The organism is Xenorhabdus aichiensis (genome assembly GCF_028598775.1).
Taxonomy (GTDB): Bacteria; Pseudomonadota; Gammaproteobacteria; order Enterobacterales; family Enterobacteriaceae; genus Xenorhabdus; species Xenorhabdus bovienii.
Genome location: NZ_JAQRFO010000029.1, coordinates 18,328 through 36,154, shown reverse-complemented (window position 1 = coordinate 36,154; position 17,827 = coordinate 18,328). Strand labels below are relative to the sequence as shown.

Below are 17,827 nucleotides of genomic sequence, written 5' to 3'. Positions count from 1 at the left end.
GAAAAGGAATGAAAATAGCATTTGTCTTATATGACAAAGCGTTGCAAAGCGGGATAACGTTAGCATCGGATATGTTAAACAGTGCCAGCAGCTTGAGAAGCCGGGTACAGCAGAGAGAAGAACCCTTCTATATGTCTGTTATTGGTGATGCGAAGGAAAATAACGAACACATAGCGCAGATTACGCTACATACCCACCATAAATTTTCGGATCCTGTCGATTTTGATTTGGTTTTTTTACCTCCGATGTGGGGAAATCCCTCACCTTCTATGGCTGGCAGGGAAGATATTCTCGAATGGTTGCGTCGGCAAAAAGAAAATCAAGCTATTATTGTTGCGACTGGCACCGGGGTATATTGGCTGGCGAAAGCGGGATTGCTTGAAGAAAAAACAGTAACAACTCATTGGTCTTTCTATGGCAAGTTTGAACGTCGGTTTCCGACGGTTGGTGTAAATCGTAAGGCAAGCATCACGTATTGTGACAACATTTATTGTGTGAGAAGTATTAACTCCCAAACCGAACTACTTGTTTACTTGATCGCCCAGTTTTTCAGTGCACCGATTGCTAAGATCATTGAAAAACATTTCATGCATGAAGTATCAAATTTTCAGTCAGAGCCGTTTTTTCAAGTGGGAGGCAACACGCAATTTGATGAAATGGTGTCGATAGCACAAAGTTATATTAAGCAGCATGTGACTTCACAAATCACGATTAAGGACATTGCTACTCACGTTGGTGTGTCGGAGAGCACCCTGATACGTAGGTTTAAGGGGCAGGTAGGCGTCTCACCACATAAATACATGCTCGATCAGCGTTTATTAATTGCCAAGCAGCTTCTGCAAGATAATAGCCTGACTTTACTGTATATAGCGCAATTAGTGGGCTTTAAGGATCCCCATTACTTTAGTAAAGTATTTGAGCAACACTTTAAACTGACTCCCGTTGCTTACCGTAAGCTGGTGAAAGCCAAAGTTTTCCATGCCTGATGTTATTTATCTATTTGCCGGAATAGCGTCAGAAGAATCCCTTATAATATTGGCTCCAAAGCGAGTTCTGAATACACCAGATTCTGAGCGCCAAAATAACGGCCCCGCAGGTGTAAGGAAAACGGGTTAGCGTTTTAAGAAAATTTCGCAAGTAATATTTTCCCTAGCTAGCCGAGATAAAATAGTAAAGAGCCTGTATTAAGCTCAACTCAATCCAAGACCACGCAAACCGATGATGTTCAAATCAGCAGCCGTAAAACGACCTTTCCAGTTCTTTTCATAGTGTTCTTTGGGAAAATCGGCCGGAGATGTTCCATGTTCAAGAGCATCTGCAACGTGGTGAGCATAAGCCAGATTTCTGTCACACAGCGGCACCACCGGGATATACATTACATTGCCCCAGCCTTGCTGATTTTCCACTTGTGCAACGGAGTGGATAAGATCACAGTGCCACCACACAGAATCACCAGCCTGCAATGATGGAATACTGCACAATCCTCGGACAAGATGAGGGTGCCATTTCTCGGAGATGGGAAGCGCCTTATTGGGGGCAACGCCACACAGTTCGTCTTCGGGGACATCATTCAGCAGTGGCCGTAACAAAATGTATGCCATTGCTTCTGGCACAGGAACAACATGCAGAAGTCCTTGACCGAGGATCATATCAGACAGCGCCGTCCAGCCCTGAAATGTCCGAAAAACTGAACATTTTGTTGTGTTATCGTACTCGGTCACTTCTGGACGGTAGGCTGCATCCCAAGGATCGTATTCTTTGAATCGGTTGGTGAAAATTTTATTGAACACTTTTTGGTAGGCGGGTTGCAGCCAGCGCTCTAGAGTACCCGAGTCTGTATGAGCGCCCAGCCCTTTTGATGTTATGCCCGGTGGCCGACGGCGAATGCGGTCGGGATAAATCATGTTGATATCGGGATCAAACCAACTTACGCCATTTGACTCAAATTTCCACAAACGGTTTAGAAAAGACTGTACCCGCGCAATTTCTTCACTTTGTCTGGCTTCCATCTGAGCATGAGACCAGTAAATGGGGTAAATCTCTGGGCGAGATGCTTCAAGGCTATCGAAGAAGTTATCCCCCGGCCCTTGATAAACGCGATCGAAGTTATTGATATCGAGGTAATCAAGCATGGACTGATCCCATGCCAGTGCTTTATCTCGTGGAAAATTCTGTCTGACGACCAAACATCCACGACGTTTAATCTTTTGTAGGGTTTGTTCTGTGACTTTGCGTTCCGCCACATCACTCCAGTGTATTTCCGGCCAGGCACTCCCGATGTTTTTTTCATCCACACGGGCGGCGGCGATCTCTTTTTCTATTTTGTCGCATACCTGAGCGAACAGGCCTTCAACATCGCCTATCTGTTCGCGCATGGCTTGTTTCATCCGGCGAATTTTTTGTCGGTAATCATCAGGAAAAACGGTAGAGGTGAAAGAAGTATTCATAGCAGACTCTTTCTGTTAATCGTTTTAATTTTCGTATGAAAGTAAATTTGATTTATGTACGCTTTATAAACGAAATATTAACCCATTTACAGCAAAAGGTTTTGAGCTAACGCGCAGAATTTATTTTTCTTTGGTAGGCCGTGGCAGTTGAACGGGATTACTGCTGATCTCTTAATCTCTCATCAAGAAATTAGAAAGTGAAAATCAGATAAGATCTTCACTTGTATAAGTGATTAGTCCCATTTCATCTGCCAGAGCATTAATTTCTTTCATAACCTCGTTTGATGATTGGAGAGGCTGGGATTGAATGGATACGGTAAAGTCACTATTTTTAAGTCGATCACCAAATAACATGATGGCTTTATCACCATGTTGTTTTGATGCCCAAGTTATTGCCTGAGCTGTTGGATTATCTTGGTAAATTTGACTCGCCAGTTCTTGTGTCTGAGGGTAGTTTTCCGCATCGGAGAGTAAAACTTCTTTTGGATCATTACCCCATTTTCGTAATACCCGAGGATTAATATCAACAGTGATAAGATTAATGTTGGGAATGAGTCGGCTATAAACCAGTTTATCTAATTTCCCGAGATCAAAAGGCTGGTTGTCACACCCTGTTGGTACATCGTGATAAACTGTCTCCATAACAGCAACTGGAATATTTTCCCCGCCGTAGATAGTTGGTACAGGTTTACCTTTCGCGTTTTGGCATGGACTGAATCTGGCATTTCCTTTTCCTGGGTTAAATTCAGCCCCGCTGTATGCTTTGTTATGAATCCGCTCAATGGGAGTGTTCGTTTTCCAAACTCCAGTCTTAACTGAAGTGTTGAGACGTTTCTTGCCTTTTAGATTAGCCATGCAGCGGCCCTTCAGCTTCTTGTCTTGCAGCCAATAGCACATCTCCTGGTCGGTTCATCAAAACGTCTTTGGGTTTGGCTTTACCTAACCATGCATTAGGTGTTCCAAACCATATAGCGATTCCCCAGGAAGTCTTTTTCTCATCAAAAAGCTCAATGATGTTTTTCATTATCGGTAGAGGTAAACCGCCTTCATCCAGCGCATATTGTGGATAAAAATCTTTTCCTTTAACGGATATGGCAAAGATTTTTTTTGCCTTTTTCCAACGGTTAGGTGTTGCGCTTGGGTTACTTGATGAAAAGCTGGCAAATTTGCTTAATGCTCTTGATGAAAGCCAGTTTGCGTTTTCTAAGATTGCATTTTTCAATGTTTCAATTCGATCTTTTTTGTTTGATGTTTTTCGTGATACTTTCTCGTTTTTACTATTTCCCAGAAGATCTGCGGGAATATTTATATCTAACTTAATGATATTACGAGAGGAAAGGTTTCGTTTGACTGTGGTTGTTGCATTTAGTGCACTAAGGAGTGCGATCCGAAAATCTCTAACGTCAAACTCTCCAGCAGCCATTTTTGGTAATTCAACTAATAAGAAGCGATCTGCTTCATTGGGAGGGATATCGGTGACATATATATGCTCAATGTGGTCTTGTTCATTTGACAGCACATCAAGGATAGAGACATAACTTAAACTGAGTTCTTCTTGAGCTTTGTTTTTTCTTGGTGTTTTGGTGTTCATTCCAACCTTCTTATCCGGATTTGTATAGGGTGTAGATATTGTTGATATGGTTTATATCAGTTATATCTCAGTATTGTGCAAAATATGGTCAAATGCAAGCTGAGTTTTGGATGGTTGCGCTCAGAGGGAAGGTTTTTCGTTTTCCTTTACGGGAACGCTACATCCAATAATCTATTTACTTAGCTATTTCAGGCATCCCTTTTTTATACACCACTAAATTTTTATTTTTATCATTCGGCCGATGTCCAGACCAAAACAACGCCATGCCTGTCGGAGCGGGTTCAATATCTTCGGATAACATGATAAGCCAGCGACATGTTTGTGGAGCAGCAAAATCTTTCTGTCTTTGATGAAGGATATGGGCGAAGTAATAAAGCATTGGCGCTTCTGATTCGCCGATAAAATAAGATGACATGCAATCATCGGCTTTATATTCTCCTGCTAAATGCTGTTTAAGATCGGTAAATACTTCTTTATAGCCTTTGGTATAATCAATCCAGCCGATAAACAAGGTAAATACCAATCCCCAAACAACAGCAATCCCTAAGGTCCAGTTTTGTGCGGTACGTAAGGCGGGAGATTTAGACAGTATTCTGCTCTTAGCTAGCCAGATAATGGTGATAATAACGGCACTGGTGAATATAAAACCGGAAAAGTGCATCTGATAACTCATTGGCAGCCATTTTCCCAAAGGTGCCAACCAATGTTTGTAATCAGAAGAGAGTGATAGAAAATAAGTTGTCCATACAAAGAGAATCAGAATAGACCATAGCACTGAAAAACAGAGACTCAGAGCGCTGTAAATTTTTTCGGGTAATTGGGTAAAGATGCCCGTTGCTAAGATAGCCATCGGGGCAATAAAGGGTAACAAGTACAACGCACGGCTGGAGGCTGATATTTGTAACAGGATGATACCGAGTAATATAAATGCTGCAAAAATAAAATACCGTTGATCGGTAAGGGTTTTTATCGGGTTTTTAATAATAAAGATAAAGGCTAATAGGCCTGCTGGAAATGCGAATAATAACACAGCTTCTGGAATTCGGCTTGGATCAGCTCTTGCACCTAAATCTTCAACAGAAAACCCTAAGAAGCGGCCGATATTGTTATCCCAAAACCAAACTTTAAATAAGTCTGGGTGTTCAATTAATAACATAACTGGCCACGGTAAAATTAAAATGAGAGCAATTACCCCTGCGAAAAAGACATTTAGCCAATATTGTTTAGCCCGACAATTTTTTAGAAAAATCGGTGTTAATAGCAGGCAAATCCATAATAACCCAGGGATGAACACCCCTTTTGATAACATTGTGATAGCTGTGCCAATAGCCAGCCATAATATGGAATAGCGTTTTTTTTCGTTTTTAATCAACCCCAATAAACCATATAACCCAATCGTCGTGCCTGTAATCAAAGCGGTATCGGTGAACATATCGTGGCTATGACGAACGATCCCAGGAGCACAGGCATACAGTGCAAAGGCGATCCATATGCGACTATTGGTGAAATTCTGTACATCAAATGCACGGCGAGCCAGAAGAATGAAGAATGAAAAATTAATTATGGAGAAAAATAAAGTGGCTGTTCTTGCGGCGTCATACATAGGCAGCCATTGAGACAATAAATGAGTAAATGTAGTGGCTGTCCAATAATATAGCGGGGGCTTTTCCATGAAAGGTTCACCGGCATTGATGGGGACTAGCCAATTACCTGTTTCATACATTGTCTGGATCATACCAAAACTATAATTTTCATCCTGTTTCCAAGGAGTATGACTATAAATTCCCGGCAATAGATAAAGTAACATGAATGCCACAAATAGGAATAATGCCTTGATATCTGTGTTCGAAAATCTATGAATATTATTCATCATTAATTACCAAAGTTAAGAAATATAAATTAATTAAATTGAACGGCTATTCAGTGTTTAAATGTCAAATATTAGACAATAATGGATTCGATGGATTAATGCAATAGTGTTTTATATTATTTAGTTTGATGTTTTGTGCGTATATAGAATGGTTTTATGATAAGAGAATATTGTTTCTTATTGAATTTATTGCAAATAATTTTCATTTATAACTATTACTCAAGATAATAGTTGTTATAGTGTATTTTTCTTGTTGAGGTTTTATTGAAATAAATCTCATTGAGAGATGAAGTTAATATTATATTTGCATATTATTCTATATAAATTATTGTTGTAAATAGAAAGTTGGTCATATTTGTATTTTTTATATTAAACTAATTTCTTTAATAATAAATAATATTATTTATATTAATATGTGTATAATCAATGTTATCTATAATAAGTAAAGTTATTTTTTAAAGTTACCCATATTTTAATAATATTAATCTATATTTTGTTTTTTTAATTAATATTCAAATTATGCTTATGATATATTTATATATTTATATATTTATATATTTATATATTTATATATTTATATATTTATATATTTATATATTTATATGAAAGAGTGTTTTTCGATTAAATATGAATTTTGACAAAATTGTGGGCGATTTTTTCTGGTTTTTAGGCTATGTTTAATAGCTAGTTTAGCTCTTTAAAAGTTGGTAGAGTTTTAGGCTCTTAAAAAGAGATTTTAAAACAAATAGATACTTTTAGAGTGTTCTCCGTACATACGGAGATAAACCTCATTAAAAATTAATGATATAGAGTACGTTCGAGTGTTCTCCGTACATACGGAGATAAACCGATCCCGCGCAGCGTTTCCTGATGATGCAATCCGTGTTCTCCGTACATACGGAGATAAACCGGTTAATTGCCGCCGAAGGTTTTGACGCATTACGTGTTCTCCGTACATACGGAGATAAACCGATTTGGGTATTGTCGGTTTTAAGAATCGATATGTGTTCTCCGTACATACGGAGATTACCCACAACAAATTTTATGATTATCTCTTGATTCTCATCCCTTATTCACTGGATAATCATTCGCCTCAAATTCTCTCTCCATTTTTTTACCTGAAAAGCCAAACGATTGCGTATAGAAGTGGCTGCACTAATGAGTACAGCACTGATTTTAAATATCTTATGACGTAATCGTTTTCGTTGGGTGGAGTGGAGAGCGATAGCGTTAAAAATTCAACATAATGGCAGGGGAAAGACATGTCTGGCATGCAGGCACCAACTCAATGCAAACTCGATAAGTATTTTAAGATTACTGAACGCGGAACGACGGTACGTCAGGAAATTTTGGCTGGATTGACGACATTTCTGGCGATGGTCTATTCCGTTATCGTTGTGCCGGGCATGCTGGGGCAAGCCGGATTTCCTCATACAGCGGTCTTTATTTCTGTATGTTTGGTGACGGGTATTGGCTCATTATTGATGGGATTGTGGGTTAACCTGCCGATGGCGATTGGCTGTGCAATCTCGCTGACCGCATTTACGGCGTTTAGTCTGGTTTTAGGCCAGCAGGTGAGTATTCCCGTGGCGCTGGGTGCCGTTTTCCTGATGGGATGCCTGTTTACGGTGATTTCAGTGACGGGGATTCGGGCTTGGATCTTGCGCAATATGCCAATGGGAATTGCTCATGGAACCGGTATTGGTATCGGGTTGTTTCTGTTGCTGATTGCGGCAAATGGTGTGGGGATGGTGATTAAAAACCCTCATGCCGGTTTACCGGTTGCTTTTGGCTCATTGACTGCATTTCCCGTGATAATGGCACTATTAGGCCTGGCGGCGATTATTGGTCTGGAAAGGAAGAAAGTACCCGGTGGTATTTTGTTGGTCATTATCGTCATCTCAATTATTGGCCTGATTTTCGATCCCGCAGTGAAATATCAAGGATTGTTTAAACTGCCAACGCTGGGAGAAGATGGGCTGTCTCTGATGTTTAGCATGGATATTATGGGGGCTTTGCAGCCGGTGGTGTTGCCGAGTGTCTTGGCGTTGGTGATGACAGCGATATTTGATGCTACAGGGACAATTCGAGCCGTAGCAGGGCAAGCTAACCTGTTGGATAAAGGCGGCCAGATTATCAATGGAGGCAAAGCACTGACGGCCGATTCCGTAAGCAGTATCTTTGCAGGCGCGATTGGGTCTTCTCCCGCTGCTGTCTATATTGAATCCGCTGCGGGTACTGCCGCTGGAGGTAAGACAGGTTTAACCGCAGCGGTTGTGGGTATTCTGTTCCTGCTGATTTTATTCCTTTCTCCGTTGTCGTACCTGGTTCCGGCCTATGCGACAGCTCCCGCTTTGATGTATGTCGGGCTACTGATGTTGAGCAACGTACGGAAGCTGAATTTCGATGATTCTGTCGAGGCTATGTCAGGATTACTGTGTGCGGTGTTTATTGTACTGACTTGTAATATCGTCACCGGTATCATGCTAGGGTTCAGTGCGTTGGTTGTCGGGCGAGTTTTCTCTGGTGAATGGCGTAAACTGAATATCGGTACGGTGATCATTGCTATCGTGCTAGTGATATTTTATGCCGGAAATTGGGCTATCTAAACAAAAAAATCATGCGCAGACGGTCAAGGTTTGCGCATACTTCCTCCCGTCGGATAAATTTTAAAACGTGTTAATTTTTCAGCACACTCCCGCCGATAAGTATAAAATAGACTAATGACTTGCTGGTCATTGATTCACAATGTGATTGTTTTTTGATTTTCTTTAATAACTTTAATATTTCTGGTTATTACGACTGTTATTAGAGTGAAAAAAAAGTCACAATCTCTTCACCGACGGATTTTTGGCAATTTGTAAGGGTAATATGGAAATATTTTTTACTATCTTGATCTTGATTTTGGTGGTGTCAGTTTCAGGTGTTCTTACTAAAATGATCCCGTTCCGCATTCCCTTGCCAATAGTGCAAATAGCAATGGGAGCACTGCTGGCCTGGCCTCATTTTGGTTTACACGTTACTTTCGATCCTGAATTATTCCTCGTTTTACTTATCCCTCCTTTATTATTTGTTGATGGCTGGAAAACACCGACCAGAGAATTTTTTCAACATGGGCGTGAAATAGTCATTCTGGTTTTATTCTTGGTATTAGTGACGGTTGTCGGTATTGGCTACTTGATTTACTGGTTGCTGCCGGGTATTCCACTTATTGCTGCTTTTGCTCTGGCTGCGGTGCTGTCACCAACTGATGCGGTTGCGTTGTCATCCATTGTTGGAAAAGGGCGCATCCCGAAAAACATGATGAGTGTGCTGGAAGGTGAAGCGTTGATGAACGATGCTTCTGGTCTGGTTGCACTGAAATTTGCCGTGGCAATTGCCATGGGAACGATGGTATTTACGGTCACTGGCGCAACGATAGAGTTTTTCAAAGTTGCGATTGGTGGTCTGTTGTCCGGTATTGCCATTACATGGTTGTACAGTAAATCATTGCGATTGATGAGCCGCTGGAGTGGCGATGATCCTGCAACTCAAATCATGTTCATGATGCTGCTGCCATTCGCTTCCTACATGATTGCTGAACATATCGGCGTATCGGGTATTTTAGCCGCGGTTGCTGCGGGTATGACTATCAGTAAGTCTGGCGTAATCCGCAATGCACCTTTGGCTATGCGCCTGCGTGCCGATAACGTATGGGGAATGCTGGCCTTTGTCTTTAACGGCCTTGTATTTGTCATGCTGGGGCTACAATTGCCGGGTATCTGGGAAACGTCTGTCGAGCAGGCTGAACTTGATCCGCAAGTTGAAACGTGGATGCTGTTTGCTGCGGTTGGCATCATTTATGTGGCGTTGGTATTGCTGCGGTTCTGCTGGTTATGGTTGATGAAAAATGCCAGCAAGGTGTTAATGAAGAAGAAACCGCTGGAGTTTGCTTCTTACACTACGCGTGAATTGTGTCTGGCGTCGCTTGCGGGTGTTCGTGGCGCGATTACGTTGGCGGGTGCGTTATCTGTCCCGCTTTTCCTGCCGGATGGCGATCCATTTCCAGCGCGTTATCAGTTGATTTTCATCGCAGCGGGCGTGATCCTGTTCTCCCTGTTTGTTGGTGTTGTTGTCCTGCCACTGTTGCTGCGTGGCATGAAAGTGGGAGATAAGCAGGCGGATATCAATGAAATCAGAATGGCGAAAGCAGCAATGGCTGAAGTTGCGATTGTCAGTATGAATAAAATGGAAGAGCGCTTGTCTGCCAGCACCGAAGAAAAACTGGATGCAGAGGTCGTGAGTGAAATTGCTTCCCGAGTCACGGGTTATTTGCGGCGTCGTACTGTAGGTAAAGATGAAATCGAACATAACTTGCTGGTTGAGGAGTTGGAACGGCGTTTCCGTCTGACGGCATTAAGGGCCGAAAGGGGAGAACTGTATCATCTACGTGCAACCCGTAAGATTAGTAATGAAACACTCCAAACGCTGCTGCATGATCTGGATTTGCTTGAAGCGTTACTTGTGGTTAAAGATCAATAAATTATGTGGCTGTTAACGATCACAACTTTTTTGTGGGCTGCCTCATTCAGCCTGATTGGTGCTTATCTTGCCGGTCAGGTTGATAGCTGGTTTTCCGTGCTGGTCAGAGTAGTGCTGGCCGCTTTGGTGTTTCTGCCGTTTTTGCGCTGGCGTGGGTTATCGCTGAAAGTGATCTCATTGTATATGGCCGTGGGAGCCTGTCAGCTTGGTGTGATGTATTTGTTTGTATTTCATGCCTACCACTACTTGACTGTCGCTGAATTTTTGCTGTTTACGGTGATGACTCCGCTATATGTCACATTGATATATGATGTGATGGGGCGTCAGCGTCTGCGTTGGGGCTATGCGCTGAGTTCTTTGCTGGCGGTGGCTGGCGCAGCGATTATTCGCTATGACCGATTGAGCGAATCTTTTTGGATTGGTTTGATACTGGTGCAGCTGGCGAATATTTTCTTTGCGATAGGTCAGGTTGGCTATAAGCGCTTGATGGAAGTGCATCCAATACCGCAGCGGATCGCGTTTTCGTGGTTCTATCTGGGGGCTTGTGTGGTCGCAATCATTGGCTGGCTGCTGTTTGGTGATCCACATAAATTGCCGACAACGCAATTACAATGGGGAGTCCTGATCTGGTTAGGTGCAGGCGCTTCTGGCATTGGTTATTTTATGTGGAACTATGGTGCAACCCAAGTGGATACCGGAACACTGGCGATTATGAACAATATGTTGGTTCCGGCCGGGTTGTTGGTCAATTTTTTAATTTGGCAGCAGCATCCTGATTGGCTGGGTTTTACCATAGGAAGCAGCCTGATTGTTGCATCTCTTTGGGTGCATCACCGTTGGATACTGAAACCCGTTTTACAAGCGGCAAATTGTCCACCGCGTGCTGGCGCGCAGAACGAATAAATGTATTAATGGCAGGTTGGTGCTGTTCTCCTTCTCGGCAGGCAGCATACAATCTGCTCCATAATCCTTCTCCCAACGTTTTTGTCACAACCAGCCCCTGCCTTTCGAATGTTTCCACTGCCCAATGGGGTAATGCGGCAATGCCTAAGCGAGCCGCCACCATCTGGATCAGTAACAGGGTATTATCGACGCTTTTTAATGTCGGGGTAACACCTGCTGGCTGGAGGAAGCGCCGCCAGATATCAAACCGTTGTCGCTGGACGGGATAAATCAGCAGCGTTTCGGGAGCGAGATCTTGTGGATAGATATCGCGCTTATTTGCCAATGGGTGATCCGGGGCAAGCACGAGTTTCACTTCATAGTCAAACAGCGACGTATAGTTCAGCTTGCTGTCTGCAATAATATCTGATGTCAGTACAATATCCAGTTCCCGCTGTTGCAGTGCAGGCTGGGGATCAAACGTCACACCAGATTTAAAATCCACACTAACCTGCGGCCAGCTTTCACTAAAACGCTTAAGTGCTGGCGTCAGCCACTGAATACAGCTATGGCACTCAATGGCAATGCGCAGGTTAATTTCTTCCGGTTCACTGCATTCACGCAGGGAAGCCGTCACCAGAGGCAGTACCTTCTCCGCCAGTTTTAACAGCACTTCTCCTTGAGGCGTAAGGCGCAATGGCTGGCTTTTGCGAATGAAGAGTTTGAACCCCAGCCGATGCTCCAGTTCACTGAACTGATGAGAAAGAGCAGATTGCGTCTGATGCAGATGATTTGCAGCCGCAGCCAATGAACCGCAATGGTTCAATGCCTGTAGTGTTTTTAAATGTTTTATTTCGATCATGAAAAACCTTCAAGTTGATAATGAATAATTTGCGCTTGTGGTTTATACAGTACCTGTTGATTATAGAAGTGTAAACATCTAGACGGCTAAAATTTGCGGGTGACGACATGACAGTTTTGAATCATACATTAGGTTTTCCACGTATCGGCTTGAAAAGAGAGCTAAAAAAGGCGCAAGAGAATTATTGGGCAGGCAAAATTTCTCAACAGGAATTGCTGGAAACAGGTCGTGAATTACGTGCACGTCACTGGCAACAGCAAAAAGAGGCGGGGGTTGATTTAGTTCCGGTAGGTGATTTTGCTTGGTATGACCAAGTATTAACGACTAACTTGTTATTGGGCAACGTGCCTCCACGTCATCAAAATGAAGATGGTAGCATCGATCTGGATACGCTGTTTCGTATTGGCCGCGGTCGAGCTCCAACAGGTGCACCAGCGGCCGCTTCTGAAATGACTAAATGGTTCAATACAAATTATCATTATATCGTGCCTGAATTTCAGCAGGGGCAAGAATTTAAATTGGGTTGGACTCAATTACTGGATGAAGTGGATGAAGCACTGGCATTGGGACACAACGTCAAACCTGTTCTGCTGGGGCCTGTAACTTATTTATGGCTCGGCAAGGTGAAGGGTAAAGCCTTTGACCGCCTCTCTCTGTTAACGGATATTCTCCCTGTCTATCAGCAAGTACTGGCAGAATTGGCAAAACGGGGCATCGAATGGGTGCAGATTGATGAGCCAGCACTGGTACTGGAATTGCCGAAGGAATGGCTGGAGGCCTTCTCAACGGCTTATCAGGCGCTGCAAGGACAGGCTAAATTACTGCTGACGACTTATTTCGATAGCATCAGCCATAATCTGGCGACGATCAAATCACTGCCAGTACAAGGGCTGCATGTAGACTTAGTTGCAGGGAAGGATTCCCTTGATGAGTTGAATCAGTCTCTGCCGGAAACGTGGTTGCTTTCATTGGGGGTCATCAATGGGCGCAACGTCTGGCGAGCAGATCTGAGTGCGAAATACCAGCTTGTGGCATCGCTGGCAGGCAAGCGTGATATTTGGATCGGCACGTCCTGTTCATTGCTGCATAGCCCGATTGACCTGAACGATGAAACCGGGCTGGATGAAGAAGTTAAGAGCTGGTTTGCCTTTGCATTACAGAAATGTGCAGAGCTGTCTTTGCTGACGCAGGCACTGAATGCACCGGAAGGCAGCAAACAGGCTGAACTGGATGCTTACAGTGCGCCAATCCGTGCACGCCGTAGTTCTACAAGGGTGAACAATCCGACGGTGACTGAGCGCATCACGGCGATCAAACCACAGGATAGCGAGCGTAATCTGGTTTATCCAGAACGGGCCAAACTCCAGCGTGAGCGTTACAACTTACCGTTGTGGCCAACCACAACCATCGGATCATTCCCACAAACAACGGAAATTCGTAGCCTGCGTCTGGACTTCAAGAAAGGTCGTGTGGACAACACGCACTATCGCACCAATATTTCTGAACATATTAAGCAGGCGATCAATGAACAGGAAAATCTGGGACTGGATGTGCTGGTGCATGGTGAAGCCGAACGTAACGACATGGTCGAGTATTTCGGTGAACATTTTGACGGCTATGTCTTTACCCAAAATGGCTGGGTACAAAGCTACGGTTCCCGTTGTGTTAAGCCGCCAGTAATCATTGGCGATATCAGCCGCCCAGAAGCCATTACTGTAAATTGGGCAACATATGCACAATCCCTGACGGATAAGCCTGTCAAAGGAATGTTAACAGGGCCGGTGACTATCCTCTGCTGGTCATTCCCAAGGGAAGATATTAGCCGCGAAACGATTGCCAAACAGATTGCACTGGCCTTGCGTGACGAAGTTGATGATTTACAAAAAGCAGGTATTGGCATCATTCAGATTGATGAACCCGCACTGCGTGAAGGTCTGCCGCTGCGCAGGGAAGAATGGCAGGCATATCTGGAATGGGCTGTGGATGCTTTCAAACTGAGTGCCGCGATTGCGGAGGATGATACTCAGATCCACACCCATATGTGTTATTGCGAGTTCAATGACATCATGCCTTCCATTGCAGCACTGGATGCGGATGTGATCACCATTGAAACTTCTCGCTCAGACATGGAATTGTTGGATTCATTTGAAGATTTCTCATATCCGAATGAGATCGGGCCTGGTGTGTATGATATTCACTCACCTAACGTGCCAAGTGTCGAATGGATTGAAGCGTTGCTGCGTAAAGCGGCTGACCGTATCCCAGTGGAACGTCTGTGGGTTAACCCGGATTGCGGCCTGAAAACCCGTGGCTGGACTGAAACCCGCCAGGCACTGGCGAACATGGTCGAAGCGGCGAAACGCCTGCGTGCTTCCGTAAATAACTAAGCTGAAAAAACGCCCGCTACAGCAGATAAAATGTGGCGGGCGAAAGAATTATTTCCCCAGTAATTTAGCTTTCAATAAATTCATACCCGCAGATTTTAAATCCAGATTTTCTGGAATTTCACCGTTTGGCGTGACTTTATCGATCAAATTGGGCAAATGCTGTGAGATTAATGATGACGCTTCATTGGGATCGATACCCATTTTCTCTGCCAATTGCTGGATCGTGGAAGAGCCAAAAACAGAAGAGATTTGGTCAGCATGAATCGGGGCATTTTCTCCTGAGCCGATCCACGAATGGATTGTGCCACCCAGTCCCTGCTGGGAAAACTTTTCTATTAATCCGCTTATTCCTCCCTGACCTTCAACCCAGTCCATCATATGCTGGAGTTGTTGGTTTTTACCCCCACTCAGCATATTGGTGATTTGATCAAAAAAGCCCATCGTAACTCCCCCTCTTATTGATGCTTTATTGGCTTAACCACATAAAACACTTATTTAGGTACGTTAACAGGAATAAAACAGTGGTAATGTTATTAAATAAAGATAGATGAAAGATATAATTATTACATTAGCATAATATTGCAGATCCATCCCACTTCTGTGGGATGAGAACAAAAATATGGCGGGTTATACCGAGGTTTTTGCCGTCTGATGCTTGCTGACTCTGTGACGGAGCGATAAGTATTGGCCTTGTCTGAATCTTATACTCAGTCCGTTGTTTTGGGTTATGAATGTGATTTTTATCACAAAATTATGTATGTGTTTCTTTATTTTTTCCAATTAAAGATGATTTTTATCACTAAAAAGTGTCAGATTAGGCACTAAATTTAGGCATCCCTGTTTTTTTGAATTATTTCCGTTGAGGAGCTCGATATGTCTGATGTATTTCATTTAGGTATCACCAAAAGCGACCTGCAAGGAGCGACTTTGGCTATTGTTCCAGGCGATCCCAACCGTGTTGAAAAAATTGCAAAATTGATGGATAACCCCGTTCATCTAGCTTCCCATCGTGAATTTACGACATGGCGCGCAGAAATTGACGGAAAGCCCGTGGTTGTCTGCTCTACGGGTATCGGTGGCCCTTCAACGTCAATTGCTGTAGAAGAATTGGCGCAATTGGGGGTGAGTACTTTCCTGCGGATCGGGACAACCGGTGCGATCCAGCCGCACATTAATGTGGGTGATGTATTGGTCACGACAGCGGCAGTTCGTCTGGATGGGGCCAGCCTGCACTTCGCGCCAATGGAATTCCCGGCGGTAGCTGATTTCGAATGTACCAACGCACTGTATGAAGCGGCAAAAGCATCAGGATCGGCCACCCACGTTGGTATAACGGCTTCTTCCGATACTTTCTACCCCGGACAGGAGCGTTACGATACTTACTCTGGCCGTGTCGTCCGCCGTTTCCAAGGCTCCATGCAAGAGTGGCAGCAAATGGGGGTGATGAATTATGAAATGGAATCAGCCACTCTGTTGACGATGTGTGCAAGTCAGGGACTGCGTGCCGGTATGGTGGCAGGGGTGATCGTCAACCGGACGCAACAGGAAATTCCAGATGTTGAACTGTTGAAAAAAACTGAAAGCAGCGCTTTGGGAATCGTGGTCGACGCGGCTCGCCGTTTGTTGTAATCGCTTTCATTAAGGGCCAGAACATGCTGGCCCGATCTTTCTGCTTACCTATCTTTCTTTCGTTCTAAAATCTGATAATGTCATAACGCTTTTTATCAATAACGATCTATTTAAATCATAACAAGAGTAACTATGACCACAACATTGCTATCCCATCCTTCATTGCTCCCCTTACATGGCGGCATTAACTTCCGTGATTTAGGTAATAAAACGCTACATAATGGCGCGAAAATCAAATCAGGGCTGTTATTTCGCTCAGGCTCTCTGGACAGGTTGACCGAAAACGATCAAGCTTTTCTGGTTGGCCAAAACCTTTTCCAGATCATTGATTATCGTGATAGCAGCGAAATTGAGGATAAGCCAGATCGAGTGTGGCGTGGGGCGAATTATCACCATGCTCCGGCCAATCCACTCTCTAAGGAAGTTGATGCCAATCTGGAAAAATTGGGTCAGGAACTTCTGGAACAGTTTGATGCACAAGCATTCATGCTGCGTTTATACGAATTATTGCCAATCAACAATCCTGCTTACAAAAAGCTGGCCAATCTATTGATGCAACCAGAGAACGGCGGAATTGTACAGCATTGTGCAGTGGGTAAAGACAGAACTGGCGTTGGATCTGCGCTGGTGCTGTTTGCTCTGGGAGCAGATTTGGATACGGTAATGGAAGACTATTTAGTCACCAACGTTACGCTGGCACCGTATCGGGAATATCTCTTGAATGAACATGCAAAAGTCATGAGTGACCGTGTGATTGAAAAATTTGCTTATGTTTATTCAGTGCGGGAAGAGTTTTTACTGACGGCCTTAAATAGTATTAACCAGCATTATGGCAGTGTGGATATCTGGCTGGAAAAAGATATCGGGCTGGATATGACAGCACGTGAAAAGTTACAAAGTTATTTTCTTGAATAAAAATACTGCGTTAGCATTGGTTTATATATCAGGTGCTAACTTGGTACATCTGATGAATTAATACAGGAACGGCTAATTTGAGCTTGCATGAAATTATCGAACTGGTCACAGACTTCGTAAAAGCCCATGAAGATTGGGCAATCCCCATTATTTTCCTACTTGCTTTTGGTGAATCTCTGGCATTTATCTCCCTGTTGTTGCCTGCGACGATCATTTTATTAGGATTGGGCGCGTTGATTGGTGAAAGCGGGTTAAATTTCTGGCCGATATGGATAGCGGCGGCCGCGGGAGCCTTTTTTGGCGATTGGGTTTCCTATTTGTTTGGTGTCCACTACAAGGATAATGTCGGCAAAATATGGCCACTGTCACGTCATCCGCAAACATTAGTTCGCGGCCATCGATTTTTTGAACGCTGGGGAGTTTGGGGTGTTTTCATTGGGCGATTTTTTGGTCCATTTAGAGCAGTTATACCGCTGGTGGCGGGTATTTGCGCCATGCCGAAACGTCATTTCCAGCTCGCCAATTTTGCCTCTGCGCTGATTTGGGCCTTCGGTATTTTGGCCCCGGGAGCGTTTGGTTTACGCTGGCTGGCAGAATGGATGGGCTAACTGCGAGCCGCTTTGCAAACTGAAAGAAACTCATTAAAGAATCTGGACATCTATACAGCATCTATTTAACTTACATTAAGGTGAAGTTAACCGGGGTGAAGTAAGCGGGAGGCGT

Annotated in this window: 14 protein-coding genes; 8 read left to right on the top strand and 6 right to left on the bottom strand. The window is 43.7% G+C overall.

All coding sequences use genetic code 11. The features are described from left to right. Positions 1 to 8: 8 nt before the first annotated feature. Complete coding sequence (locus PSI22_RS13580) at positions 9 to 986, top strand: GlxA family transcriptional regulator (protein WP_238098808.1); 978 nt, start codon at positions 9 to 11, stop codon at positions 984 to 986. Positions 987 to 1,190: 204 nt separating this feature from the next. Here PSI22_RS13580 and PSI22_RS13575 read toward each other — a convergent pair whose 3' ends face one another. The 4 genes from PSI22_RS13575 to PSI22_RS13560 form a co-directional block, all read right to left on the bottom strand. Further along, positions 1,191 to 2,447, bottom strand: coding sequence for a DUF1479 domain-containing protein (locus PSI22_RS13575; protein WP_273580207.1), 1,257 nt, complete (start codon positions 2,445 to 2,447; stop codon positions 1,191 to 1,193). Between the two features lie 204 nt (positions 2,448 to 2,651). Continuing rightward, positions 2,652 to 3,302 carry an RES family NAD+ phosphorylase gene (locus tag PSI22_RS13570; RefSeq protein ID WP_273580206.1) on the bottom strand — a complete coding sequence of 217 codons (651 nt, stop codon included), beginning with the start codon at positions 3,300 to 3,302 and terminating at the stop codon, positions 2,652 to 2,654. Continuing rightward, positions 3,295 to 4,038: a hypothetical protein gene (locus PSI22_RS13565; RefSeq protein ID WP_273580205.1), complete on the bottom strand. Its 744-nt coding sequence runs from the start codon at positions 4,036 to 4,038 to the stop codon at positions 3,295 to 3,297. Before PSI22_RS13565 ends, PSI22_RS13570 begins: the two co-directional genes overlap by 8 nt. Before the next feature lie 175 nt (positions 4,039 to 4,213). Then, positions 4,214 to 5,470, bottom strand: a complete 1,257-nt coding sequence (locus tag PSI22_RS13560; RefSeq protein ID WP_306310586.1) for an ArnT family glycosyltransferase — start codon at positions 5,468 to 5,470, stop codon at positions 4,214 to 4,216. A 1,700-nt stretch (positions 5,471 to 7,170) separates the two neighbouring features. On the opposite strand from PSI22_RS13560, the gene PSI22_RS13555 reads away from it, so the two are divergent. From PSI22_RS13555 to PSI22_RS13545, 3 genes are all read left to right on the top strand, one after another. Continuing rightward, entirely contained in the window at positions 7,171 to 8,517 is a 1,347-nt protein-coding gene (locus tag PSI22_RS13555; RefSeq protein ID WP_273580203.1) for an NCS2 family permease, read from the top strand. 262 nt (positions 8,518 to 8,779) lie between these two features. Then, positions 8,780 to 10,429, top strand: coding sequence for a Na+/H+ antiporter (locus PSI22_RS13550; RefSeq protein WP_273580202.1), 1,650 nt, complete (start codon positions 8,780 to 8,782; stop codon positions 10,427 to 10,429). Between the two features lie 3 nt (positions 10,430 to 10,432). Next, positions 10,433 to 11,332: a carboxylate/amino acid/amine transporter gene (locus tag PSI22_RS13545; RefSeq protein ID WP_273580201.1), complete on the top strand. Its 900-nt coding sequence runs from the start codon at positions 10,433 to 10,435 to the stop codon at positions 11,330 to 11,332. On the opposite strand, the gene metR is transcribed toward PSI22_RS13545, so the two are convergent. Beyond that, positions 11,217 to 12,173, bottom strand: a complete 957-nt coding sequence (metR, locus tag PSI22_RS13540) for an HTH-type transcriptional regulator MetR (protein ID WP_038187284.1) — start codon at positions 12,171 to 12,173, stop codon at positions 11,217 to 11,219. The two genes, PSI22_RS13545 and metR, sit on opposite strands and share 116 nt — an antisense overlap. A 107-nt stretch (positions 12,174 to 12,280) precedes the next feature. Here metR and metE point away from each other — a divergent pair, with 107 nt between their 5' ends. Further along, positions 12,281 to 14,560: a 5-methyltetrahydropteroyltriglutamate--homocysteine S-methyltransferase gene (gene metE / locus PSI22_RS13535; RefSeq protein WP_273580200.1), complete on the top strand. Its 2,280-nt coding sequence runs from the start codon at positions 12,281 to 12,283 to the stop codon at positions 14,558 to 14,560. A 48-nt stretch (positions 14,561 to 14,608) separates the two neighbouring features. Here metE and PSI22_RS13530 read toward each other — a convergent pair whose 3' ends face one another. Beyond that, a complete protein-coding gene (locus PSI22_RS13530; protein ID WP_273580199.1) occupies positions 14,609 to 15,001 on the bottom strand; it encodes a YidB family protein in 393 nt (130 codons plus the stop codon). 432 nt (positions 15,002 to 15,433) lie between these two features. Between PSI22_RS13530 and udp the strand changes: the two genes are divergently transcribed. The 3 genes from udp (at position 15,434) to PSI22_RS13515 (ending at position 17,712) form a co-directional block, all read left to right on the top strand. Next, complete coding sequence (gene udp, locus PSI22_RS13525) at positions 15,434 to 16,189, top strand: uridine phosphorylase (RefSeq protein WP_273580198.1); 756 nt, start codon at positions 15,434 to 15,436, stop codon at positions 16,187 to 16,189. Between the two features lie 132 nt (positions 16,190 to 16,321). Continuing rightward, positions 16,322 to 17,104, top strand: coding sequence for a tyrosine-protein phosphatase (locus tag PSI22_RS13520; protein WP_273580197.1), 783 nt, complete (start codon positions 16,322 to 16,324; stop codon positions 17,102 to 17,104). A 77-nt stretch (positions 17,105 to 17,181) separates the two neighbouring features. Beyond that, entirely contained in the window at positions 17,182 to 17,712 is a 531-nt protein-coding gene (locus PSI22_RS13515; RefSeq protein WP_273580196.1) for a DedA family protein, read from the top strand. Positions 17,713 to 17,827 lie beyond the last annotated feature (115 nt).